This window comes from Variovorax sp. OV700, from assembly GCF_900099805.1.
Lineage (GTDB): Bacteria > Pseudomonadota > Gammaproteobacteria > Burkholderiales > Burkholderiaceae_C > Variovorax.
The window spans coordinates 247901-272148 of the sequence record NZ_FNDR01000006.1 but is presented as its reverse complement, the minus strand read 5'-3'; the positions used below and the strand labels follow the sequence as shown (position 1 = coordinate 272148).

23 protein-coding genes are annotated in these 24248 nt (G+C 65.6%); 3 read left to right on the top strand and 20 right to left on the bottom strand.

All coding sequences use genetic code 11. The annotated features are described in order from the left end of the window. Positions 1 to 4 precede the first annotated feature (4 nt). Positions 5 to 406, top strand: coding sequence for a holo-ACP synthase (gene acpS / locus BLR24_RS16520; RefSeq protein WP_055804225.1), 402 nt, complete (start codon positions 5 to 7; stop codon positions 404 to 406). Beyond that, the gene (gene nagZ / locus BLR24_RS16515; RefSeq protein WP_093018766.1) at positions 403 to 1506 is read left to right on the top strand and encodes a beta-N-acetylhexosaminidase; all 1104 of its coding nucleotides are present in this window, start codon (positions 403 to 405) and stop codon (positions 1504 to 1506) included. The genes acpS and nagZ overlap by 4 nt, the downstream gene beginning before the upstream one ends. A 7-nt stretch (positions 1507 to 1513) precedes the next feature. Here nagZ and BLR24_RS16510 read toward each other — a convergent pair whose 3' ends face one another. The 4 genes from BLR24_RS16510 to BLR24_RS16495 form a co-directional block, all read right to left on the bottom strand. Next, the gene (locus BLR24_RS16510) at positions 1514 to 2041 is read right to left on the bottom strand and encodes a M48 metallopeptidase family protein (RefSeq protein WP_093018764.1); all 528 of its coding nucleotides are present in this window, start codon (positions 2039 to 2041) and stop codon (positions 1514 to 1516) included. After that, a complete protein-coding gene (locus BLR24_RS16505) occupies positions 2038 to 3300 on the bottom strand; it encodes an Hsp70 family protein (RefSeq protein ID WP_093018986.1) in 1263 nt (420 codons plus the stop codon). Before BLR24_RS16505 ends, BLR24_RS16510 begins: the two co-directional genes overlap by 4 nt. Positions 3301 to 3302: 2 nt before the next feature. Continuing rightward, positions 3303 to 4865, bottom strand: coding sequence for a lysine--tRNA ligase (lysS, locus tag BLR24_RS16500; protein ID WP_093018762.1), 1563 nt, complete (start codon positions 4863 to 4865; stop codon positions 3303 to 3305). A 123-nt stretch (positions 4866 to 4988) separates the two neighbouring features. Then, a complete protein-coding gene (locus tag BLR24_RS16495) occupies positions 4989 to 5636 on the bottom strand; it encodes an LON peptidase substrate-binding domain-containing protein (protein ID WP_254787343.1) in 648 nt (215 codons plus the stop codon). A gap of 49 nt (positions 5637 to 5685) precedes the next feature. Between BLR24_RS16495 and BLR24_RS16490 the strand changes: the two genes are divergently transcribed. After that, positions 5686 to 6246, top strand: coding sequence for a YggT family protein (locus BLR24_RS16490; RefSeq protein WP_093018758.1), 561 nt, complete (start codon positions 5686 to 5688; stop codon positions 6244 to 6246). Between the two features lie 144 nt (positions 6247 to 6390). Here the strand turns inward: BLR24_RS16490 and accD are convergent, their stop codons facing one another. From accD to sdhA, 16 genes are all read right to left on the bottom strand, one after another. Next, the gene (accD, locus tag BLR24_RS16485; protein WP_093018756.1) at positions 6391 to 7263 is read right to left on the bottom strand and encodes an acetyl-CoA carboxylase, carboxyltransferase subunit beta; all 873 of its coding nucleotides are present in this window, start codon (positions 7261 to 7263) and stop codon (positions 6391 to 6393) included. Positions 7264 to 7331: 68 nt separating this feature from the next. Beyond that, positions 7332 to 8177 carry a tryptophan synthase subunit alpha gene (gene trpA / locus BLR24_RS16480; RefSeq protein ID WP_055804246.1) on the bottom strand — a complete coding sequence of 282 codons (846 nt, stop codon included), beginning with the start codon at positions 8175 to 8177 and terminating at the stop codon, positions 7332 to 7334. After that, entirely contained in the window at positions 8177 to 9454 is a 1278-nt protein-coding gene (gene trpB, locus BLR24_RS16475; RefSeq protein ID WP_093018754.1) for a tryptophan synthase subunit beta, read from the bottom strand. The genes trpA and trpB overlap by 1 nt, the downstream gene beginning before the upstream one ends. A gap of 50 nt (positions 9455 to 9504) precedes the next feature. Further along, entirely contained in the window at positions 9505 to 10230 is a 726-nt protein-coding gene (locus tag BLR24_RS16470; protein WP_093018752.1) for a phosphoribosylanthranilate isomerase, read from the bottom strand. Further along, complete coding sequence (gene truA, locus BLR24_RS16465; protein WP_093018750.1) at positions 10227 to 11039, bottom strand: tRNA pseudouridine(38-40) synthase TruA; 813 nt, start codon at positions 11037 to 11039, stop codon at positions 10227 to 10229. Before truA ends, BLR24_RS16470 begins: the two co-directional genes overlap by 4 nt. A 26-nt stretch (positions 11040 to 11065) precedes the next feature. Beyond that, entirely contained in the window at positions 11066 to 13879 is a 2814-nt protein-coding gene (locus BLR24_RS16460; RefSeq protein WP_093018748.1) for a FimV/HubP family polar landmark protein, read from the bottom strand. Positions 13880 to 14045: 166 nt separating this feature from the next. After that, on the bottom strand, positions 14046 to 15188 hold the full coding sequence (gene asd, locus BLR24_RS16455) for an aspartate-semialdehyde dehydrogenase (protein WP_093018746.1): 1143 nt from the start codon (positions 15186 to 15188) through the stop codon (positions 14046 to 14048). Between the two features lie 92 nt (positions 15189 to 15280). Further along, positions 15281 to 16369 (bottom strand): 3-isopropylmalate dehydrogenase, encoded by a 1089-nt coding sequence (gene leuB / locus BLR24_RS16450; RefSeq protein ID WP_093018744.1) that lies wholly within the window; start codon positions 16367 to 16369, stop codon positions 15281 to 15283. Between the two features lie 38 nt (positions 16370 to 16407). Further along, positions 16408 to 17058, bottom strand: coding sequence for a 3-isopropylmalate dehydratase small subunit (leuD, locus tag BLR24_RS16445; RefSeq protein ID WP_093018742.1), 651 nt, complete (start codon positions 17056 to 17058; stop codon positions 16408 to 16410). A 24-nt stretch (positions 17059 to 17082) separates the two neighbouring features. Then, a complete protein-coding gene (leuC, locus tag BLR24_RS16440; protein ID WP_093018740.1) occupies positions 17083 to 18504 on the bottom strand; it encodes a 3-isopropylmalate dehydratase large subunit in 1422 nt (473 codons plus the stop codon). Positions 18505 to 18554: 50 nt separating this feature from the next. After that, entirely contained in the window at positions 18555 to 19511 is a 957-nt protein-coding gene (locus tag BLR24_RS16435; protein ID WP_093018738.1) for a LysR family transcriptional regulator, read from the bottom strand. Positions 19512 to 19745: 234 nt separating this feature from the next. Beyond that, positions 19746 to 19886, bottom strand: a complete 141-nt coding sequence (locus BLR24_RS16430; protein ID WP_093018700.1) for an entericidin A/B family lipoprotein — start codon at positions 19884 to 19886, stop codon at positions 19746 to 19748. A gap of 146 nt (positions 19887 to 20032) precedes the next feature. Further along, positions 20033 to 21343, bottom strand: a complete 1311-nt coding sequence (gltA, locus tag BLR24_RS16425; protein ID WP_055804278.1) for a citrate synthase — start codon at positions 21341 to 21343, stop codon at positions 20033 to 20035. Positions 21344 to 21367: 24 nt separating this feature from the next. Further along, positions 21368 to 21691, bottom strand: a complete 324-nt coding sequence (locus tag BLR24_RS16420) for an FAD assembly factor SdhE (protein ID WP_055804281.1) — start codon at positions 21689 to 21691, stop codon at positions 21368 to 21370. Between the two features lie 18 nt (positions 21692 to 21709). Continuing rightward, the gene (locus BLR24_RS16415; RefSeq protein ID WP_055804283.1) at positions 21710 to 22411 is read right to left on the bottom strand and encodes a succinate dehydrogenase iron-sulfur subunit; all 702 of its coding nucleotides are present in this window, start codon (positions 22409 to 22411) and stop codon (positions 21710 to 21712) included. A 27-nt stretch (positions 22412 to 22438) separates the two neighbouring features. Continuing rightward, positions 22439 to 24247, bottom strand: a complete 1809-nt coding sequence (gene sdhA / locus BLR24_RS16410) for a succinate dehydrogenase flavoprotein subunit (RefSeq protein ID WP_093018698.1) — start codon at positions 24245 to 24247, stop codon at positions 22439 to 22441. Position 24248: the final 1 nt, after the last annotated feature.

Here is a 24248-nt window from a genome sequence, read left to right as displayed (position 1 = left end):
CGGAATGATCTACGGCATCGGCACCGACATCTGCGACCTGCGGCGTATCGGCGCAACGTTCGAGCGCCAGGGCGAGCGCTTTGCCCACCGGGTGCTGAGCGACGCCGAATTCGCGGTCTGGAAAGCCCGCAGCGCGCGCTGGCCCAAGCGCGGTCTGAGCTATCTTGCGACGCGTTTTTCCGCCAAGGAGGCCTTCAGCAAGGCCATTGGCCTGGGCATGCGCATGCCGATGAGCTGGCGGCTCTGCGAGATCGCGAACCTGCCCAGCGGCAAGCCCGTCATCGTGCTGCACGGCGAGCTCAAGGACTGGTTCGAGGCCAAGGGCCTGACGGCCCACGTCACGGTGACCGACGAAACCGAATATGCCGCGAGTTTCGTGGTGGTCGAATACAAGAACGAGGCATGACCCTGGCAACGACAAGCAATCACTCGCCCCTCATCATCGACGTGGCGGGCACGGAACTCAGCGACGCGGACCGCCGCCGCGTCACCAACCCCCTGGTGGGCGGCGTCATCCATTTCGCCCGTAACTGGCGAGACCGCGCCCAGATGGCGGCGCTCAATGCCGAGTTGAAGGCTCTCCGCCCCGACCTGCTGATCTGCGTCGATCACGAAGGCGGCCGCGTGCAGCGGTTTCGCACCGACGGCTTCACGCGCCTGCCTTCGATGCGTGCACTTGGCGAACTGTGGATGCGCGATGCCATGCGTGCCACGCAGGCCGCAACGGCAACTGGCCAGGTTCTTGCCGCCGAACTGCGCGCCTGCGGCATCGACTTCAGCTTTGCGCCGGTGCTCGACCTGGACTACGGCGGCAGCAGTGTGATCGGCGACCGCAGCTTTCACCGCGACCCGCGCGTGGTGGCGCTGCTCGCCAAGAACGTGATGCACGGCATGCTGCAGATGGGCATGCGCCATTGCGGCAAGCACTTTCCCGGGCATGGTTTCGTGACGGCCGATTCGCACGTGGAAATTCCGGTTGATCGGCGCAGCCTCAAGGCGATCCTCGCCGACGACGCGCGGCCTTATGACTGGCTCGCCGGCACGCTCACGGCGGTGATGCCGGCGCACGTGATCTATCCGAAAGTCGACAAGCGGCCCGCGGGGTTTTCGTCCCGTTGGCTGAAAGAGATCCTGCGCAGCCGGCTTTCATTCGATGGTGCCATCTTCAGCGATGACCTGAGCATGGAGGCGGGGCGCTACATTGATGGCGAATTGCTGAGCTATGCCGATGCCGCACTTGCGGCGCTGGATGCAGGCTGCGACCTCGCGATGCTGTGCAACCAGAGCATCGGCGATGGCCGGCCACTCGACGAGTTGCTCGATGGCTTCGCCGTGGCAGCCAGGGCAGGGCGCTGGCAATCTGACGCAAAGAGCGAGATGCGGCGGCGGGCACTGCTGCCGGAGTCGCCATCGACCGACTGGAGCGCGATGGTCGAATCGGAAGGCTACAAAGGCGCCAGGCAAGTGCTGGCGAAGGCCAGACTCGCGTCGCCCGTGAGCGCCTGACGAAGCGTTACGCCGCGCCGACCGGCGGCGGATTGGCCCACAGCCGCTCGCCGCCTGAGTCCAGGTGCGTCAGGTACAGCCGCACGTCGAACTCCAGCCGGTGGTAGCTCGGCTCCATGTGCTCGCACAGCGCATAAAAGCTCTTGTCATGGTCCCGCTCCTTCATGTGCGCGAGCTCATGGACCACGATCATGCGCAGCCACTCCAGCGGCACCTCCCTGAACAGGCTCGCCACCCGGATTTCGCGCTTGGCCTTGAGCTTGCTGCCCTGCACGCGCGAGACCGTGGTGTGCGTGCCGAGCGCATTGCGGATCACATGCAGCTTGCTGTCGAATGCCACCTTGGACAGCGGGGGCGCCTTGCGCATGAAATCGCTCTTGAGTTCGCTCACGTAGTCGTAGAGCGCACGGTCGGTCTGCACCTCGTGCAACGGGCCGGGATAGCGGCTGCGCAGCAAGGGCGCGAGCCCTTCGGTTTCGACCAGTTGCTGAACCTGAGCCAGCAGGGTGGGTGGATACCCCGCGAGGTATTTCATGCCGCCGGCCCCACGCAGGCCAGCCCGGTCGCCACGCCCCCGAACAGGTCACCCTCGACAAGATTGACGCCGGCAAAGCTCCTCTGCAAGGCCTGCTGGAACGGCCGCAGCGCCGAGGAGCCTCCGGTCAGATAGATGGCGTCGAGGTCGCCGCTGCGCAGCCCGGCGCGCTTGACGCAGGCGTGCGCGCACGCAATGACGTTCTCGAGCAGTGGAGAAAGCTGCTGCGCCATGTCGGCGGGCGAGAGCGACGCGCTCAGGCCCGGCTCTGCGCACGAAAGGTCGATGGCACTGGTCGCATCGCTCACCGAGGCATCGATCTTGGCCTGCTCGACCTCACTGGCAATGCGATGGCCGTGCCGCTCTTCGAGCACCGCCATCAGCCGGTCGTGCAGCCGCGTGTTGCTGTAGCTGGTGCGCAGATCCTTCGCCTGCCGCACCGCCTTGGCCGCATAGAGCCAGTTGATCAGATGCCAGGACGAGAGCTCGAAAAAGACCTTGCTCGGCACTTCGCGCCCCTGCGCGCCGGTGTGGCGAAAGCCGAATTCCGGCATGACGCGATCGAGGTTCAGGCGCTGGTCGAAGTCGGTCCCGCCGATGTGCACGCCGCTGGTGGCCAGCACGTCGTCGCTGCGGTCGTCGCGCATGGCGCGGTCTGGCCCGACGCGCACAACGGTGAAGTCGGAGGTGCCGCCCCCGACGTCGACGATCAGCACCAGCGACTCCTTCGTGATGCGCTGCTCATAGTCGAAGGCCGCGGCAATCGGTTCCAGCTGAAAAGCGATGTCGCGAAACCCGGCCGCACGGGCCGCGTGGCGCAGGCTTTCTTCCGCGCGTTCGTCGCGCTTGGAATCGTCGTCCACGAAATGAACCGGCCGGCCGATAACCACGCGCTCCGGCACCCGGCCCAGTTCGCGGCCCGCCCGTGCGGCGAGTTCGCGCAGAAAGCGCGCGATGATGTCCTCGAAGCTCACGAGCCCGTCGTAGACGGCCGTTTTTTCTTGCATCAGCGCGCTGCCGAGCAGGCTCTTCAGCGAGCGCATCAGGCGGCCTTCGACGCCCGCAAGATAGAGCGCGATGGCCTCGCGGCCGAAGTGCGTCGTACGGTCTTCAGCGTTGAAGAAGATCGCGGTGGGCAGGGTGGTGGCTGTGCCCTCGATGGGCAGCAGCCGGGCCACGCCATCGACCCGGCAGGCCACGGCGGAATTGGAGGTGCCGAAGTCGATGCCGATCGTCGGCAGCGACGACGGTAACTTCACGCTCAAGATTCCCTGCGCAGCGCCGGGAACAGGATCACGTCGCGGATGCTCGGCGAATCGGTCAGCAGCATCATCAGCCGGTCGATGCCGATGCCGCAGCCGCCGGTAGGCGGCATGCCGTATTCGAGCGCACGCACGAAGTCGTGGTCGTAGAACATGGCTTCGTCGTCGCCGCTGTCCTTGGCGGCCACCTGCGCGTTGAAGCGCGCGGCCTGGTCTTCGGCGTCGTTGAGCTCGCTGAAGCCGTTGCCGAACTCGCGGCCCGTGATGTAGAGCTCGAAGCGCTCGGTCACTTCCGGGCGTTCGTCGTTGGCGCGCGCCAGCGGCGAGATCTCGGTCGGATGCTCCATGATGAAGGTCGGCTGCCAGAGCTTCTCTTCGACCGTCTCTTCGAAGTACATCACCTGCAGGCTGGCAAGGCTGCGCTGCGAGAGCTTGTCTTTTTCTTCGCTGAGGCCGATCTTGCGCAGCGCATTGATGAGCCAGGTGCTGTCGTCGACGCCATCACCGGCCTCGGTGTGCTTGAGGATGGCTTCGCGGATCGTCAGGCGCTCGAAGGGCTGGGTCAGGTCGACTGGCTTGCCCTGGTAGGTGAGCTGCTGGGTGCCCACGGCCTTGTCGGCGATGGTGCGGATCAGCGTCTCGGTGAAGTCCATCAGGTCGCGGTAGTTCCAGTAGGCCGCGTAGAACTCCATCATCGTGAACTCGGGGTTGTGCCTCACCGAGATGCCCTCGTTGCGGTAGCTCCGGTTGATTTCGAACACGCGCTCGAAGCCACCGACGATCAGCCGCTTGAGGTAGAGCTCGGGCGCGATGCGCAGGAACATCTCCTGGTCGAGCGCGTTGTGGTGCGTCTTGAAGGGCTTGGCGTTGGCACCGCCAGGAATGGGATGCAGCATCGGCGTTTCGACTTCGAGGAAGTCGTTGGCCACCATGAACTCGCGCAGGGCGCTCACGGCCTTGCTGCGCGCAGTGAAGCGCACGCGCGCCGCTTCATCGGTGATCAGGTCGACGTAGCGCTGGCGGTACTTCTGCTCCTGGTCGGCCATGCCGTGGAACTTGTCGGGCAGCGGACGCAGGCTTTTGGTGAGCAGGCGCAAGCGGGTTACCTTGACCGAGAGTTCGCCGGTCTTGGTCTTCATCAGCGTGCCTTCGGCACCGACGATGTCGCCCAGGTCCCAGCGCTTGAACTCGGCGTAGGCTTCTTCGCCGATGGCATCGCGCGTCACGTAGAGCTGGATGCGGCTCGTGGCGTCCTGCAGCGTCGCAAAGCTGGCCTTGCCCATCACGCGCTTGAGCATCATGCGGCCCGCCACGCTCACCGCAACAGCCTGCGCGTCGAGCGCTTCGGCGTCAGTGGCGCCATGCGCCTCGATCAGCGCGGCGGCGCGGTGGCCCGGCTTGAAGTCGTTCGGGAACGCAACGCCCTTGCCCTCGGCCTGCGCGGTGCGCATCAGCTTGAGCTTTTCGCGGCGCTCAGCGATGAGCTGGTTGTCGTCGACGGCAGGCGCGGGGGCCGGAGCCGCTGCAGGCGTGGGAATAGAGGGAATCAGGTGATCGGACATGGAGAGCGGAGGAGGGCGCAACGGGAGCGTGCGCAACCTGCCATTTTAGCCGATCGGGTTCGAATGAAACCGGCCTCCAGCGCCCGCCAATCCTGTATGAAATGCTATTTAAAAAGTAGCAACCTATTCAGTGATGCCCGCGCGTGCGAGCAGATCGCTGACCAATTCGAGCCGCATCAGCGGGCTGTCGAGTTCCATGAGCCGTTGCCTGAGTTCGAGTTGCATGGGCACCAGTTCGCACCAGCGGTTGGCCACCCAGCCACAATCGTCGAACCGGTAGGGCTCGCCGACAGGCAAGCGCACGCTTTCGGCACCCTGCGTACGGCGGCGTTCTTCAAGGGCGTCGACCAGGCGCCGCAGCGCCGTGGCGGTGTGCTGAAGGTCGCCCGGAATCTCGATGGCCGCATCCTCGAGCACCGCCTCCACATCGGCCACCCACAGACCGTATTTCTGAAGTTCGGCGCTGCGAATCCGAAAGCGCTGCGTGCCGACGCATTCGATCTGCAGCAGGCCGCTTTGGGGCGAATCGAATTCGCGGATGACGGCCAGCGTGCCGACGGCGGCGAAGCTTTCCGCATCGGCGCCTGCCTTGCGCACCTCGCTGCCGCTCGTGAGGCTGACGACGCCGAAAGGCGCATCGGCCTTGCGGCATTTGCCGATCATGTCGAGATAACGTACCTCGAAAATACGCAGCGGAAGCACGCCGTCTGGAAACAGGACCGTGCCGAGCGGGAACAATGGCAGTGAATGAAGGAGGGGCTGTGTCGTCATCGAAGAACCTTGCATGGCTATCATCGCATTCCGCTCACGACCGCGCCCCATGCTCTATCAGATTCCCTCGTTCCTTCTCGACGTGATCGTCGGCCTGCTCGGCGGCGCCTGCCTGCTGCGCCTCTACATGCAGTACCACCGGGTGCCGTTCGGCAATCCGCTCGGCCGCTTCGTGTTTGCAATGACCGACTGGATCGTGCTGCCGCTGCGCCGCATCGTGCCTGCGGTCAAGCGCTGGGACCTGGCGAGCCTGATTGCCGCATGGCTGCTGGTGCTCGCGAAGTTCCTGTTGCTGTGGCTGCTGATGGGCAACCTGGGCCGGATCGCGGCCTTGCCGCTGGTCTCCCTGGTGGGGCTGCTGCAGCTGGCGGTTTCAGGCCTCACGGCGCTGCTGGTGGTCTATGCCGTGCTGTCGTGGATACCGGGTGCGTCGCCGATGCTGCTCGACCTGATCTCCCGGCTGGCCGAACCGCTGGTCCGGCCGTTTCGGCGCTTCATTCCGCTGATCGGCGGCGTGGACCTGTCGCCCCTGGCCGCCATCGTGGTGCTGCAGGTGATTGCGATCGTGCTGGGCAACCTGCTGGTCTGGGCTTATCGACTCGGCGCTTGAACCCAGCGCCGACTGGGGCTTGTTCGCGCAAGGGCGCTCTGATTCGAGAAACACCGCGGAACCGGCTTCGCCGGGCCGCAGGTGTTGCCCCCGGTAGGGGGAGGGCGAAGCGGACACGAAGTGCCGCGCAGCTTGGGGGCGAGCCTAGCTCACTGCGTCGGCGGGCTGGCGCAGCAGAATCGCCAGCGTGCTCGCAATGGTCTTGCGTAGTTCGCGGCGGTCGCTGATGAAGTCGATCGCGCCCTTGGTCTGCAGGAACTCGGCGCGCTGGAAGCCCTCGGGCAGCGTCACGCGCACGGTCGACTCGATCACGCGCGGGCCGGCAAAGCCGATCAGCGCCTTGGGCTCCGCAATGACCACGTCGCCCACGAAGGCGAAGCCGGCCGAGACGCCGCCCATGGTCGGGTCGGTCAGCACGCTGATGTAGGGCAGGCCCTTTTTCGCGAGGCGCGTGAGCGCGGCATTGGTCTTGGCCATCTGCATCAGCGAGAGCAGGCCCTCCTGCATGCGCGCACCGCCCGTGGCGGTGAAGCAGATGAACGGCACCTTCTGCTCGATGGCCGTCTCGACGCCGCGCACGAAGCGCTCGCCAACCACGCTGCCCATGCTGCCGCCCATGAACTCGAATTCGAAGCAGGCCACGACCACGCTGATGCTGTGGACCGAGCCGCCCATGACGATCAGCGCGTCGGTTTCGCCGGTGTTCTCCAGGGCTTCCTTGAGCCGCTCGGGGTACTTGCGGCTGTCCTTGAACTTGAGTGCGTCCACGGGGAGCACTTCCTGCCCGACTTCGTAGCGGCCTTCGGCATCGAGGAAGGCGTCGAGCCGCGCACGTGCACCGATGCGGTGATGGTGGTTGCAGCTCGGGCAGACGTTCTGGTTGTGCTCGAGATCGGTCTTGTAGAGAACGGTCTCGCAGGCGGGGCATTTGATCCACAGGCCCTCGGGCACCTGGCGGCGCTCCGACGGGTCGGTTTGTGCGATCTTGGCGGGTAGCAGTTTTTCAAGCCAGCTCATAGGACTCCGGATTTAGCTCCCCTCTCCCGCATGCGGAAGAGGGGCTTGGGGGTGAGGGGCACCCGCGATTATCGGCCAGCCGCGTTCTTGGGGGTAGCCGCGGGCAGCGCATCGAGCGCCTCGCGGATGCCGGCAAGGAATTCGCTCACCGCGGGCACGACCTTTTCGCGCGGCTGTCCGTCGATCAACTGGATGATCTTCGTGCCGATCACGACCGCATCGGCGGCCGAACCCACGGCCTGCGCCGTGCGCGCATCGCGGATGCCGAAACCCACGCCCACGGGGATGTTCACGTGCTCGCGGATGCGCGGGATCATCTGGCCGACCGCCTCGGTGTCGAGGTGGCCGGCGCCCGTCACGCCCTTGAGCGAGACGTAGTAGACGTAGCCGCTCGCGATGCGCGCGACCTGCGCCATGCGCTCGCTGGTGCTGGTGGGCGCCAGGAGGAAGATCAGGTCGATGTTTGCGGCCTTGAGCTCGGCGGCGAAGCCTTCGCATTCCTCCGGCGGGTAATCGACCACCAAGAGGCCGTCTACGCCTGCTGCCGACGCGTCGCGAATGAAAGCCTTTTTGCCATGTACGAGGTCATAGCGCTCGACCGGATTCGCGTAACCCATCAGCACCACGGGCGTGGCCGTGTCCTGCTGGCGGAACGCGGCCACCATGGCAAGCACCTGCTTCATGCCGATGCCCATGGCCAGCGCGTCTTCGCCGGCTTTCTGGATCACCGGCCCGTCGGCCATGGGGTCGGAAAACGGCACGCCGAGCTCGATCACGTCGGCGCCCGCCGCGACCATGCCGTGCATCAGTTCAGGCGTGATGTCCGCGTAGGGGAAACCTGCGGTGACGTAGGGGATGAGGGCGCGGCGGCCGTCTTTTTTCAGCGCGTCGAAGGTGGCAGCAATGCGGCTCATCACTTGCCTCCCTTCACGCTCAGGCCGCGCATCGAGGGCCGGTCGTAGAAGTCGACGCCCGACAGGTCGGCCACGGTTCCGATGTCCTTGTCGCCGCGGCCCGAGAGGTTCACCAGGATCGACTGGTCCGGCCGCATGGTTTTTGCGAGTTTCATGGCATAGGCCACGGCGTGGCTCGATTCGAGGGCCGGAATGATGCCTTCGGTGCGGCACAGGTAGTGAAAGGCTTCGAGCGCCTCGGTATCGGTGATGCCGACGTATTCGGCCCGGCCGATGTCGGCCAGGTAGGCATGCTCGGGGCCCACCCCCGGGTAGTCGAGGCCCGCGCTGATGCTGTGGGTCTCGGTGATCTGGCCGTCTTCGGTCTGCAACAGGTAGGTGCGGTTGCCATGCAGCACGCCCGGGCTGCCGCGCAGGATCGAGGCCGCGTGCTTGCCGCTGTCGAGCCCTTCGCCTGCCGCCTCGACGCCCACCAGGCGGGTGCCCGCGAACGGAATGTAGGGGTGGAAGATGCCCATGGCATTGCTGCCGCCGCCGACGCAGGCGACCACCACGTCCGGCTGCCGGCCTTCGGCCTCGCCGGTGATGCCTTGCGCTGCGAGCATGGCGGGCATCTGGTCGATGCACTCGGTGCCGATCACGCTCTGGAAGTCGCGCACCATCGTCGGATAGGGGTGCGGGCCGGCCACGGTGCCGATGATGTAGAAGGTGTTTTCCACGTTCGTCACCCAGTCGCGCATCGCCTCGTTGAGTGCGTCCTTCAGCGTCTTGCTGCCCGACTCCACCGGCACCACGGTGGCGCCGAGCAGGTTCATGCGATAGACGTTGGGACTCTGGCGCTTCACGTCCTGGCTGCCCATGTAGACCACGCATTCGAGCCCGTAGCGCGCGCAGATGGTGGCCGTGGCCACGCCATGCTGGCCGGCGCCGGTTTCGGCGATCACGCGGGGCTTGCCCATGCGGCGTGCGAGCATCGCCTGGCCGATCACGTTGTTGATCTTGTGCGCGCCCGTGTGGTTGAGGTCTTCGCGCTTCAGGTAGATCTGCGCGCCGCCCATTTCGCGGCTGGTGCGCGCTGCGTGGTAGACCGGCGAGGGCCGGCCGACGAAGTGCTTCAGCTCGTAGTGGAATTCGGCGAGAAACGCCGGATCGTCCTTGAACTTCGCATACGCGTCGCGCAGCTCGTTGATCGCGTGGGTGAGCGTTTCGCTCGCGAAGGTGCCGCCGTAGTTGCCGAAATGGCCGGTGGCGTCGGGTTGCTGGTAATTGCTTTGCATGGTTCTCGATCGGTGGGCCGCAGCCCCAAATCACGATCGGGGTGCGGCAGCTAACTGGAGAAGGACGCGTCGGGCGCCGAGGCGTCCGAAGTGCTCGCCGCATCTGCGGCTCTCACGGCGGCTATGAATTGCCGGATTTTTGCGGTGTCCTTCAGGCCCTTGTTCCCGGGTCCGTCGATTTCGACGCCCGAGCTCACATCAACGGACAGCGTCTTGCAGCGCGTCCGCAGGATGCGAATGCCATCGCTCACGTTTGCAGGTGTGAGCCCACCACTCAAGACGAGGTGAGCGTCGACGGCGGGTGGAAGAAGTGACCAATCGAATGCCTTGCCGCCACCGCCATAACCTTCGACATGGGCGTCGAGCAGGATGGCCTGGGCGTGGGAGTAATCGGACGCGTATTTTACGAGGTCGAAGCCCGCTCCGGCAGCCCCGAGCGGAATGCGCGCGGCACGCATGTAGCGAAAACGGCCCGGGCCGGTGGATTCCTCGCACTGTTCCGGCGATTCTTCGCCGTGAAACTGCGCGATGGCGCCCTTCACTCGAGCAAGCGATGCTATGACTTCAAGAGCATCCTCGTTGACGAACAGCAGCACGGGGGTGATGAAAGGAGGCAGCCGGGAAGCCAGCTCGGCGGCGCGAGCGGCCGTCACCGCGCGGGGGCTCGCGGGATAGAGCACGAAGCCCACGGCATCGGCGCCCGCCTCGACCGCGGCATCGACGTCGGCCTCACGTGTGAGGCCACAGATCTTGATGCGGGTGCGGGGGTGCGTCATGGCGGCCCATCATAAGGAGCACCGCCGGCCTGCAGCGTGGCCTCCGCCGGCAGACCCCACTTGGCGTCGTACAACGGCCCGAGAAAATACAGTCCGTCGGCGGAGAAGGTGGGCGCCGCCACCTTGCGGCTGCGGGCTTCGAGCACCTCGGTGATCCACTCGGGCTGCTCGTCGCCGCGGCCGATGCGCACGAGGCAGCCCATCAGGTTGCGGATCATGTGGTGCAGGAAGGCATCGGCCTCGAATTCGAAATGCCAGCGGCAGCGGTCGCCCGTGCCGACACGCGTGATCTCGATGCGGCGCAGGTCTTTGACCGGCGATCGCGCCTGGCAGGCAGAGGCGCGGAAGGAGCTGAAATCGTGCTGCCCGACCAGCAGCGCGGCCGCGCTGCGCATCGCATTGCCGTCGAGCGAGTGCATCGACCAGCCGACGCGGCCGGAGTCGAGGCTCGGCCGAACGGGCGATTGCGACAGCACGTAGAGGTAGCGGCGCGCCAGCGCGCTGGCGCGGCAGTGGAATTCGTCGGGCACTGGATGCGCCCATTGCACCGCAATGTCGTCGGGCAGATAGCGGTTGGTGCCGCGCATCCAGGAGAAGGGTTCGCGTTCGACGGTGGTGTCGAAGTGCACCACCTGCATCAGCGCGTGCACGCCCGCGTCGGTGCGGCCGGCGCACAGCGTGCCGATGGGCTGTGCGGCGAATTTGCCCAGCGCGGCTTCCAGCTTGTCCTGCACCGTGCGGCCCGAGCGCTGGCTTTGCCAGCCCTCGTACGCCTGGCCGTTGTAGCGGATGCCTAGCGCCAGCCTCACGAATTCAAAAGACGGAAAAAAGCCGCTCAGCGCAGCTCGGCGAGCAGTTGCCTCGCTTGCGACTTGAGGTCGCCACCGCTTTCAGCCTCGACTTCTTCCACCAGCGAGCGGGCGCCTTCGACGTCGCCGATGGCCTGCAGTTCGCGCGCCAGCGACAACTTGACCGCATGGGGGCTGTCGTCGTCGCCATCGTCGTCCTCGGGCATGGTGGCGGCGGGCCGCGTTGCTTCTGCGGTGCCGGCCGCCGGGCGGGCGGGAAGGCCAGCCAGCGCGCTCATGTCAAATTCGATGAAGCCTGAATCCGCCGGAAGGCCGCCGCGCAGCGCTGCCGGACGGGTGTTGTCATCGGCTTCGCCGAGTGCCGCAGGGCGCGAGACCGGCGCCAGGGCGCCGGGCGCCGTGTCGAAATCGTTCTCGAGATCGACCGGTGCAGCGGCCGCGTGCGCATGGCCGTTGGACAAGGGAGCGGCTGCTGCTGCGGGTGCTGCATAGGCTGCCTTCGGCAAGCTGGCGCTCACAGGGGCCGGGCTGGGCGCCGGAGGCTGGCTCAGGTCCAGATCGAAGTCCAGCGGTGCGACCGAGGGCACGAAGGCCGGAGTGGGCGCCACTGCGACGGGAGGCGCGACAGGTGCGGGGGTGGGCGGAACTGCAGCGGGTCTGGCCGCCGAGGCAAGAGCGCCTGCAAAGGCGGCGCTTTCGGCCTGGCTCACGCCGCGGGGCGCGCCCGATTCGTACAGCGGATTGCCCGGATCGAGATCCTTGCCCATTTCGGAGACGCGGTTCCAGTCGGAGCCGGTGCCGTTGGTCAGCTTGTGCACTTCGGTTGCCAGGCCCTCGAAGGCCCGCACGTCGCGGCGCTTGGCATGGATCTCGAGCAGCTTGAGGTGAATGGCCGTGCGGTCGGGGCTCACGCGCAGGGCTTCGCGAAGGATCTCCTCGGCCTGCAGGTCGCGGCCATAGGCCAGGTACACGTCCGCTTCGGCGACGGGGTCGACGTCGCCCGCGTCGAGCTGGCTCGGCGAGTACGACAGCGACGAAACCGTGGAGTCGCCGCGGTGCTTGGTGTCGACCGATTCGCCGCCGCTGGCACCGAAGAAGGAATCCTTCGGGATGCGGCTTTCGAGGAACACGCTTTCACTCATTTCCTCGCGCCGGCGGCCCAGCACGCGGTACAGCAGGAAGCCGACCAGCAGCGCGATCAGCGCCGCGCCGGCAAGCATCAGCGGGTTGTCGAGCAATTCTTCGAAGAAGCCGCGTTCCACCGGAGGCGGCGGCGGCGCTGCCTTGACCACCGGCTTGGGTGCCGGTGCGGGGGCTGCTGCGGCGGCGCTCGCTGCTGCTGCGGGAGCGGCAGGTGCCGCTTCGGAGGGGGCGGCAGCGGCGGTAGCGGCGGGCGTCGCGTTGGCGGGAACAGCGGCGGCTGGTGCCGCTGGCGGAGTTGCGGGGGTCGACGCGGCGGCCGGTGTCGCGGCTGGCACGACAGGCGCGGCTGGCGCGGCTGGCGCTGCGGTCGCGGCAGGCACGGGAGCCACCGGTGCGGGCGCTGCCGCCGGTGGCGACGCCGTGGCGGCCACGCCCGGATTGGGTACCGAAATGCCCGGCGTTGCAGGCGCCGGTGCCGAACCCGCTGCCGGTGCCGCTGTGCCAGTGGCCGCCTTGAGCTTGGCGAGTTCGTTGATGTTCTTGGAAAGCTCCGCCACGCGGTTGTTGCTGTCCTGGGCCTGACGGGTCTGCGCAACCTTTTCCTCGGCGGCGCGGGCCGTCGCGCTGCCTTGCGAGATCGTCAGCTTGTCGGGGGCGCTTGCGGCAGCATTGCGGTCTTCGACATTGGCCTGCAGCTTGCCCGTGGCCTTGCGGCTGGCGGCGGCCACGTTCGAGGTGGGAGCGTTCTCGGCCAGGCGCTGGCGGTAGGCCCCGAAATCGCGGCTTTGCGCGGTGATGGTGCGCCGCGCTTCCGATGGAAGGATGGCGCCGGCTTCGGTGGCGCTCGGCAGGTCGAGCACGGCGCCCGCCCTCATGCGATTGATGTTGCCGCCGACGAAGGCATCGGGATTGGCGAGCAACAGCGCCACCAGCATCTGGTCGAGCGAAATGTCGGCGGGCTTGTAGGCACCGGCAATCTTGCTGGCGGTATCGCCGCGCTGCACCGTGACCTGCTCGCCGCCGCTCGCGGGACGGGCCGTGGCCGCGGCACTGGGAGCTTGCGGTGCTGCCGACGCGGGCGCTGGCGCTGCCGCAGGAGCGGCGACTGGTGCTGCCGGTGCTGCGGCCGCACGCTCGCGGCGTGCGCGGGCTGCGGCAGCGGCGGGGCGTTCCACAGGGGTGCTCACCTGGGGCGTGGCGGGCGCGATCGGTGCGCTCGGCGCTGCCTGGCGGGTCGCGGGCGGATCCAGCAGCACGGTGTAATCGCGCACCATGCGGCCCGTCGAACCATTGGCTTCGACGAGCAGATCGATGAAGGGGTCGTTGAGCGGACGGGTGCCGGTCAATCGGACAACGTACTGGCCGCCGGCGCGGCGTTGCAGCGTTGCCTTGACGTCGCTCAAGGCGGAGTTGTACGGAACGCCTGCCTTCTTGAAGGCGTCAGCATTGGCGACGTTGATCTTCAGGCTGTCCGCGTCGGCGGCAGCCATCTCGGTCACGTCGATCTCGGCGCGAAGCGGTTCGCCCAGCGCCGATTGCACCTTCAACTGCCCCAGTGCAAAAGCGCTGGCGTCGGTGCTTGCAACGCCCAGAACCACCGCAACGGCTGCGCCCAGAACGGAAAGGCGAAGACCGTTTAAGGGGAGTGAAGGGCGAGCGGCCGATGGGCGGGCCGCGGGCAACAGATGTCGTGTCATGCTGATAGGGGCGGCTCAGGCCCAGAAATTGTAAGAGGACGTTAGCATCATCACCGGGTGCTGACAAGGCGGTGCGCCCGTTCTACCCAGTGCGCGCATACTTACGCACACATTTAATGTTGCCATAAGGCAACACTTTCGGTCTGGGAAGAGCCTTGGCGCCCCATCAGGCCTCTAGCAGGATGCGCAGCATGCGGCGCAGCGGTTCCGCCGCGCCCCACAGCAACTGGTCGCCGATGGTGAATGCACCGACGTATTCGGGGCCCATTGCCAGCTTGCGAATGCGGCCCACGGGAATGTTCATGGTACCCGTCACGGCCACTGGCGTGAGGTCAGTCAGGGTGGCTTCGCGGGTGTTCGGCACCACCTTCGCCCAGGCGTTGTCGGCTGCGATCATCGCTTCGATGTCCGCCTGCGGCACGTCCTTCTTGAGCTTGAAGGTCAGCGCCTGGCTGTGGCAGCGCATGGCGCCAACGCGCACGCAGAAGCCGTCGACCGGCACCGCGGCGCTGCCGAAGCCCGCGCCCTGGCCCAGAATCTTGTTGGTCTCGGCGCCGGCCTTCCATTCTTCCTTGGACATGCCATCGCCCAGATCCTTGTCGATCCAGGGAATCAGCGAGCCTCCGAGCGGGGCGCCGAAGTTGGCCGTTTCAGAGGCGCTCAGGTTCTGCTGCTTGTGCAGCACCTTGCGGTCGATCTCGAGAATGGCCGACTTGGGGTCGTCCAGCAGGGCGCGCACTTCGGCGTTGAGCGTGCCGAACTGCGTCAGCAGCTCGCGCATGTGCTGTGCACCGCCGCCCGAGGCTGCCTGGTAGGTCATGCTGGTCATCCACTCGACCAGGCCGGCCTTGTAGAGGGCGCCCACGCCCATGAGCATGCAGCTCACGGTGCAGTTGCCGCCGATCCAGTTCTTGCCGCCATTGGCGAGCGCGTTCTGGATCACCGGCAGGTTGACGGGGTCGAGCACGATGATCGCGTCGTCCTGCATGCGCAGGGTGGAGGCGGCATCGATCCAGTGGCCGGTCCAGCCGGCGGCGCGCAGCTTGGGGAACACCTCGCTGGTGTAGTCGCCGCCCTGGCAGGTGATGACGATGTCGCACTTCTTCAGCGCTTCGATGTCGTTCGCATCCCTGAGCGCGGTTTCGTTCTTCGCCATGGCCGGGGCCTTGCCGCCGGCATTGGAGGTCGAGAAGAACAGCGGCTCGATGAGTCCGAAGTCGCCTTCGGCCTGCATGCGGTCCATCAGGACCGAGCCGACCATGCCACGCCAGCCCACGAGGCCGACCAGAGGTTGAGATGCGTTCGCCATTTCAGTTTGCCCTATTAAAAGAAAGAAAAAAGTTGTCTTTTCTTGCCCCCGACTCGTCGAGCCGGGGAGGGGCGTGACGAAGCGGGCTGCGGTTAGCCGGTAATCGTCTTTTTGGTGATTGCTGCAACGACCGCGTCGCCCATCTCACGGGTGCCGACGCGCTTCGTACCTTCTGACCAGATGTCACCCGTGCGGAGCCCCGAGGCGAGCACGTGCTTGACCGCCGACTCGATACGGTCGGCAGCTTCGGCTTGGTTGAGTGAAAAGCGGAGCATCATGGCAGCGGACAGTATTGTAGCCAAAGGATTGGCAACCCCTTTTCCGGCAATGTCGGGCGCGCTGCCGTGGCTGGGCTCGTACAGGCCCTGGTTGCTCGAATTGAGCGACGCCGAGGGCAGCATGCCGATGGAGCCGGTGAGCATGGCGGCCTCGTCCGAAAGGATGTCGCCGAACATGTTGCCGGTGACGATCACGTCGAACTTCTTGGGCGCCTTCACGAGCTGCATGGCCGCGTTGTCGACGTACATGTGGTCGAGCTCGATGTCCGGATAGTCCTTGTGCACCTCGGTGACTACGTCCTTCCAGAACTGGAAGGTCTCGAGCACGTTGGCCTTGTCGACGCTGGTCACGCGCTTGCTGCGCTTGCGGGCCGCTTCGAAGGCGACGCGGGCGATACGCTCGACCTCGGGGCGCGAATAGCGCATGGTGTCGAAAGCCTCTTCGGCGCCTGGAAAGTGGCCGTCCACCGCCGTGCGGCGGCCGCGCGGCTGGCCGAAGTAGATGTCGCCGGTCAGCTCGCGAATGATGAGGATGTCCAGGCCGGAAATCAGTTCGGGCTTGAGGCTCGATGCGCCCACCAGCTGCTCATAGCAGATGGCGGGACGGAAGTTCGCGAACAGGCCGAGGTTCTTGCGCAGCCCCAGGATCGCCTGCTCCGGACGCAGCGGGCGGTCGAGCTTGTCGTATTTCCAGTCGCCGACGGCGCCGAACAGCACCGCGTCGGCTTCCTTCGCGAGCTTGAGCGTCGATTCGGGCAGCGGATGGCCGTGCGCCTCGTAGGCCGCGCCGCCGACCAGTGCGGATTCCATTTCGAACGAGAGGTCGAGCGCGTCGAGCACCCTGATGGCTTCGGCCACGATTTCAGTGCCGATGCCGTCACCCGGGAGAACTGCGATTTTCATGATTTGGTCTGAAGTTGAAAACGAAATGCGAAGGGCGATCAGGCGATCATCGTGTGCGCGAGCCAGGGCTTCTGTGCCAGGCGCTCGGCCTCGAAAGCCTTGATCTTGTCCTGGTGGCGCAGCGTCAGGCCGATGTCGTCCAGCCCGTTGATGAGGCAATACTTGCGGAAGGCCTGCACGTCGAATGCAAATTCGCCGCCGTCGGGCTTCACCACCACCTGGCGCTCCAGGTCGATGGTCAGCGTGTAGCCGGGGAAGGCAAGGGTCTCGTCGAACAGCTGCGCCACCTGCGACTCGGGCAGCACGATGGGCAGGAGGCCGTTCTTGAAGCTGTTGTTGAAGAAGATGTCGGCATAGCTCGGCGCAATGATCGCGCGAAAGCCGTACTGGTCGAGCGCCCACGGCGCATGTTCGCGCGACGAACCGCAGCCGAAGTTCTTGCGCGCCAGGAGGATCGACGCGCCCGCGTAGCGCGGCTGGTTCAGCACGAAGTCGGGGTTCGGCTTGCGGCTGGCCGGGTCCTGGCCCGGAAAGCCGGCGTCCAGGTAGCGCCACTCGTCGAACAGGTTCTGGCCGAAGCCCGTCTTGCGGATCGACTTCAGGAACTGCTTCGGAATGATTGCGTCGGTATCGACGTTCTCGCGGTCCATCGGGGCCACGAGGCCCTTGTGCACGGTGAATTTCTGCATGTGATGTCTCCAGGTCAGGCCAGATCAGGCAAAAGTGCGCACGTCGACGAAGTGGCCGTGCACGGCGGCCGCGGCAGCCATGGCCGGGCTCACGAGGTGGGTGCGGCCACCGGCGCCCTGGCGGCCTTCGAAGTTGCGGTTGCTGGTCGATGCGCAGCGCTCGCCGGGCTCCAGGCGGTCGGCGTTCATGGCCAGGCACATCGAGCATCCGGGCTCGCGCCATTCGAAGCCCGCGGCCTTGAAGATCACGTCGAGGCCTTCGCGCTCGGCCTGTTCCTTCACCACGCCCGAACCCGGCACCACCAGTGCGAGCTTCACGTTCTTCGCGACCTTCTGGCCGAGCTTCTTCACCACGGCGGCGGCTTCGCGCATGTCTTCGATGCGGCTGTTGGTGCACGAACCGATGAACACCTTGTCGACGAAGATGTCGTTCATCGCCTTGTTGGGCTCCAGGCCCATGTAGACCAGCGCGCGCTCGATGGCGCCGCGCTTGCTGGCGTCCTTTTCCTTCTCGGGATCGGGCACGCGGCCGTTGATGTCGACCACCATCTCGGGCGAGGTGCCCCAGGTCACCTGCGGCTGGATCTGCGTTGCGTCGAGTTCGACCACGGCGTCGAAGTGCGCACCCGGATCGGATTGCAGCGTGCGCCAGTAGCTCACGGCCTGTTCCCACTCCACGCCCGTGGGAGCGAGCGGACGACCCTTGACGTAGTTGATGGTTTTTTCGTCCACCGCCACCAGCCCGGCGCGCGCGCCAGCCTCGATGGCCATGTTGCAGACCGTCATGCGGCCTTCCATGCTCAAGTCGCGAATGGCCGAGCCCGCGAACTCGATGGTGTAGCCCGTGCCGCCCGCGGTGCCGATCTTGCCGATGATCGCCAGCACGATGTCCTTGGCCGTGCAGCCGAGCGGCAGTTTGCCTTCGACCTTCACGAGCATGTTCTTCGCCTTTTTGCCGAGCAGTGTCTGCGTGGCCATCACGTGCTCGACCTCGCTGGTGCCGATGCCGTGCGCCAGCGCGCCGAAAGCGCCGTGCGTGGAGGTGTGCGAGTCGCCGCAGACCACCGTCATGCCAGGCAGCGTAGCGCCCGATTCGGGCCCGATCACGTGCACGATGCCCTGGCGCTTGCTCAGGAACGGAAAGAACGCGGCAGCGCCGAATTCCGCGATGTTCTTGTCCAGCATGGTGACCTGCTCCTTGCTGGTCGGGTCGGCAATGCCTTCATAGCCACGCTCCCAGCCCGTGGTGGGCGTGTTGTGGTCGGCCGTGGCCACCACCGAGCTGATGCGCCACAGCTTGCGGCCGGCCACGCGCAGGCCCTCGAAGGCCTGCGGGCTGGTGACTTCGTGCACCAGGTGGCGGTCGATGTAGAGGATCGCGGTGCCGTCTTCCTCGGTGTGGACGACGTGTTCGTCCCAGATCTTGTCGTAGAGCGTGCGTGCCATGTCGGTCTCTTGCTTTCGTGGGGAGGTGAATTGTCTTGTTTTCTGACGCGCTATGCGAAAAGCGGCTCGGCGGCATCGTGAGCGGCCGCCGCAGTCGTGTGCAAATGGTTGACCAGCGTGCGCGCGGCCACCGGCAGGGTCGAGAAGTCGCGCGCCACCAGGCGGATCTCGCGTGCGGCCCAGGCGTCGTTCAGCGCCACGCTGCGAAGGCGGCTGCCGATGCCCGCCTGCAGCAGCTCGAAGGCGCGCTGCGGCATCACGCCGATGCCAAGCCCGTTGTCGATCATGCGGCACATGGCGTCGAGCCCGGTCACGTGGATGCGCAGCTTGACGCTGCGGCCCGCTTCCAGGGCGGCCTGGTGCATGGCCACGTAGATCGAGCTGTTGGTGTGCAGCCCGACATGGTCGAAATCCAACGAGGCGACGAAATCGAGCGGCCCCTGCGCGGCGAGCGAGTGCCCGTCGGGCACGATCAGCGCCAGCCGGTCGTGGCGGTAGGGCAGCGTCTGCAACTCGTTCGTGCCGCCCGGAACGTGGCAGATGCCGAGGTCGGCCGCGCCTTCCTGTACCGCGCGCACCACCTCGTTGCTGAGGTGCTCTTCCAGGTCGATCTTGATCGCGTCGTGCTCGCGCGTGAAGGCGCCCAGATCTTCGGGGAGAAACTGCACGATGGCCGAGATGTTGGCATGCACCCGCACATGGCCGCGCACACCCTCGGCGTATTCGCTGAGTTCGCCCTGCATCTTCTCGAGGCTGTAGAGCACCGAGCGCGCATGGTGCAGCAGGCTTTCACCCGCGGGCGACAGATCGACCCCGCGCGCATGGCGGTAGAGGAGGGTGGTGCCCAGGGTCGCTTCCAGGTCCGACAGCCGTTTGCTGACGGCCGAGGCGGCAATGAATTCGCGTTCCGCCGCCCGCCCGATGCTGCCGAGTTCGCAAACGGCCACGAACAGCTGCAGCGACGTGAGGTCGATGCGCCGGGCGAAATTGCGTTCGGAAGTGCTCATGGGGCTTGTTGACATCGCGTCTGGCGATGAGTTTTCCCATTTTCCCAGGGTTTTGGCGAAGCTGCCATCGTCATGTGCGATGGGTTCGTTGCCCTGGGGCGAGGAGTCCCAGTCGCCCCAAACGACAACACGCCCCGCGCCTCGCAACGTAGCGAGGGGCGAGGCGTGGTCTGCGCAGTGCGTGGAGCTGTCGTCCAGCCTGCGAGTTTCAAAAGGCCGGAAGGCCCGGAGTGCCTACTGGCGCTTCTTGGCGGCGTCCTCGACCTTTTCGCCACTTTTCTGGATGTCCTGGCCGGCACCTCTGAAGGTGTTGCAGCCACCCAGCGGGACGGCGAGTGCGAAAGCGACGGCGATCAGCGCGGCAATTTGCTTCATGACGGGTCTCCTGAAGGCGTTGAAAAAGGCGACCCGAAGCCGGGCCTCCGATGCACAACGTACCGATACCGTGCCGCGGGCCCTGTCAGCCAAGACGCAAAAAAGCTGCCCGAGGGCAGCTTTCCAGGGTGAGCGTCGGGGCGCCTTCAGCGTTGGCCGATGGGCTTGACGTCGCGCTTGGGCGAGCCTTCGAACAGCTGGCGCGGGCGGCCGATCTTGTACTCGGGGTCGCCGATCATTTCGTTCAGCTGGGCAATCCAGCCCACGGTACGAGCCAGCGCGAAGATCGCGGTGAACAGCGGCACCGGGATGCCGATGGCGCGCTGCACGATGCCCGAATAGAAGTCGACGTTCGGGTAGAGCTTGCGCGACACGAAGTACTCGTCTTCCAGGGCGATCTTTTCCAGTTCCTTGGCCAGCTTGAAGAGCGGATCCTGTTCCAGGCCCAGCTCGGTCAGCACTTCGTTGCAGGTCTCCTGCATCAGCTTGGCGCGCGGGTCGTAGTTCTTGTACACGCGGTGGCCAAAGCCCATGAGCTTGACGTTCGAGTTCTTGTCCTTGACCTTCTTGATGAACTCGCCAATCTTCTCGACGCCGCCTTCCTTCTGGATGTCGTAGAGCATGTTGAGCGCCGCTTCGTTGGCGCCGCCGTGGGCCGGGCCCCAGAGGCAAGCCACGCCGGCCGCAATGGCCGCGAACGGGTTGGTGCCCGACGAGCCGCACAGGCGCACGGTCGAGGTCGATGCGTTCTGCTCGTGGTCGGCGTGCAGGATGAAGATGCGGTCGAGCGCGCGCTCGAGCACCGGGTTCACCTTGTACTCCTCGCACGGCGTCGCGAACATCATGTGCAGGAAGTTGCCCGCATAGCTGAGTTCGTTCTTCGGGTACATGTAGGGCTGGCCCACGGTGTACTTGTAGGCCATGGCCACGAGCGTCGGCATCTTCGCGATCAGGCGGATCGCGGCGATCTCGCGGTGCTCGGGATTGTTGATGTCCGTGCTGTCGTGATAGAAGGCCGACAGTGCGCCCACCAGGCCGGTCATGATGGCCATCGGGTGTGCGTCGCGGCGGAAGCCGCGCAGGAAGAACTGCATCTGCTCATTGACCATCGTGTGGTTGGTCACGAGCTTGGTGAAGTTGGTCTTCTTGGCCTGGTCCGGCAGCTCGCCGTACAGCAGCAGGTGGCAGGTTTCGAGGAAGTCGCAGTTGGTTGCGAGTTGCTCGATGGGATAGCCGCGGTACAGCAGTTCGCCCTTGTCGCCGTCGATGTACGTGATGGCCGACTGGCATGCAGCGGTCGACATGAAACCCGGGTCGTAGGTGAACATGCCGGTCTGCGCGTACAGCTTGCGGATGTCGATCACGTCGGGGCCGACGGTGCCCTTGTAGATCGGCAGTTCGACGCTGTCACCACCGTTGCTGAACGACAGCGTGGCCTTGATATCGGAAGCTTTCATTTCGGGTTTCTTTCAGAGGAGTATTCAGGAGGGCGAAGAGGAAACGGAGGTTGCGGGACGCTGTGCGCCGTCGGTACGCATCAACTGCAGCAGTTCGACCACCTCGGCCCCGGCCCATGCGGGCTCGGGCTCCTTTCTTCGCAGCAGAAGATCGAGGAGGTCGTTGTCCGACAGGTCCATCAATGTCTCCATCGCTCCCGCCTGACCGTTGGTCATGTGGGATTCGTGCCGCTCGAAGAAGCGGGCGATGAACAGGTCGTTCTCTAGCAAGCCGCGCCGGCAGCGCCATTTCAGCTTGCTCAGCGCTCGTTCGCTGATCGGCTGTGCGAGTTCGGCGGCGGTTTGCATGGTTTCTCTAGAAAAAGTTCAGATGGCGCGGCGCACCATCAATTCCTTGATCTTGCCGATCGCCTTGGTCGGATTCAGGTTCTTCGGGCACACGTCGACGCAGTTCATGATCGTGTGGCAGCGGAACAGGCGGTACGGGTCTTCGAGGTTGTCCAGGCGCTCGGCAGTAGCTTCGTCGCGGCTGTCGGCGATGAAGCGATAGGCCTGCAGCAGGCCGGCCGGGCCCACGAACTTGTCGGGGTTCCACCAGAAGCTCGGGCAGCTGGTGGAGCAGCTCGCGCACAGGATGCACTCGTACAGGCCGTTGAGCTCGTCGCGCTCTTCGGGCGACTGCAGGCGCTCCTTCTCGGGCGGCACGTTGTCGTTCTGCAGGTACGGCTTGATCGAGTTGTACTGCTTGAAGAACTGCGTCATGTCCACGATCAGGTCGCGAATCACCGGCAGGCCCGGCAGCGGCTTCAACACGATCGTGCCCTTGAGCGTGAGCATGTTGGTCAGGCAGGCGAGGCCGTTCTTGCCGTTGATGTTCATCGCGTCGGAACCGCAGACGCCTTCGCGGCACGAGCGGCGGAACGACAGCGTGGGATCTTGCGCCTTGAGCTTCATCAGGGCGTCGAGCAGCATGCGCTCATGGCCGTCGAGTTCGATCTCGATCGTCTGCATGTAGGGCTTGGCGTCCTTGTCCGGGTCGTAGCGGTAGATCTGGAATGTGCGCTTCATCGTGAAACCTTGTGATGTTGTTCTTGTTTAGAACGTACGGACCTTGGGAGGAACGGAGTCCACCGTCAGCGGCTTGAGGTTGACCGGCTTGTACGAGAGGCGGTTGTCCTGGCTGTACCAGAGCGTGTGCTTCATCCAGTTGGCGTCGTCGCGGCCGAGCGGCGCGACCGGGTCGTCCGCCGGGCGCTCGTAGTCTTCCACCGTGTGTGCGCCGCGGCATTCCTTGCGTGCGGCCGCCGAGACCATCGTGGCCTGCGCCACTTCGATCAGGTTGTCGACTTCCAGCGCTTCGATGCGCGCGGTGTTGAACACCTTGGACTTGTCCTTCAGGCCGATGGCGTTGACGCGCTTGCGCACGGCAGCGATCTTGACCACGCCTTCGTCCATCGAGGCTTGCTTGCGGAACACGGCCGCATGCTGCTGCATGACCGAGCGGATTTCGCCGGCCACGTCCTGCGCGTATTCGCCGTCGGTGGTCGCTTCGAGCCGGTTCAGGCGCTCCAGCGTGCGGTCGGCCGCATCCTTGGGCAGTTCCTTGTGTTCCTTCAGCTTGTCGTTGAACTCGACGATGTGGTTGCCGGCCGCGCGGCCGAACACCAGCAGGTCGAGCAGCGAATTGGTGCCCAGGCGGTTGGCGCCGTGCACGCTCACGCAGGAGCATTCGCCCACGGCATAGAGGCCGTTCACCACGGCGCTGTTCTGCTCGCCCTGCTGAATCACGACCTGGCCGTTGATGTTGGTCGGAATGCCGCCCATCTGGTAGTGGATGGTCGGCACCACGGGAATCGGTTCCTTGGTGATGTCGACGTTGGCGAAATTCACGCCGATTTCGTACACCGAGGGCAGGCGCTTGTGGATGGTCTCGGCACCGAGGTGGTCGAGCTTCAGCAGCACGTAGTCCTTGTTGGGACCGCAGCCGCGGCCTTCCTTGATTTCCTGGTCCATCGAGCGCGAAACGAAGTCGCGCGGTGCCAGGTCTTTCAGGGTGGGCGCATAGCGCTCCATGAAGCGTTCGCCGTTGCTGTTCAGCAGGATGGCGCCTTCGCCGCGGCAGCCTTCGGTCAGCAGCACGCCGGCACCGGCCACGCCGGTCGGGTGGAACTGCCAGAACTCCATGTCCTGCAGCGGAATGCCCGAGCGCGCGGCCATGCCAAGGCCGTCGCCGGTGTTGATGAAGGCGTTGGTCGAGGCCTGGAAGATGCGGCCCGCGCCGCCGGTGGCCAGCAGCACGGTCTTGGCCTGCAGGATGTGCAGGTCGCCGGTTTCCATTTCGAGCGCCGTGACGCCGACCACGTCGCCTTCGGCATCGCGGATCAGGTCGAGGGCCATCCACTCGACGAAGAACTGGGTGCGGGCTTCCACGTTCTTCTGGTAGAGCGTGTGCAGCATTGCGTGGCCAGTGCGGTCGGCCGCGGCGCAGGCGCGCTGAACGGGCTTTTCGCCGTAGTTGGCCGTGTGGCCGCCGAACGGACGCTGGTAGATCGTGCCGTCGGGGTTGCGGTCGAAGGGCATGCCGAAGTGCTCGAGCTCGTACACGACCTTCGGTGCTTCGCGACACATGAACTCGATCGCGTCCTGGTCGCCAAGCCAGTCGGAACCCTTGATCGTGTCGTAGAAGTGATAGTGCCAGTTGTCCTCGCTCATGTTGCCGAGCGATGCGCCCACGCCGCCTTGGGCAGCCACGGTGTGCGAACGGGTCGGGAACACCTTGGACAGTACCGCCACGTTCAGGCCCGCGCGGGCCAGCTGCAGCGATGCGCGCATGCCGGAGCCGCCGGCACCGACGATGACGACGTCGAACTTGCGCTTGGTGATTTGGTCTTTTGTGTAGGTCATG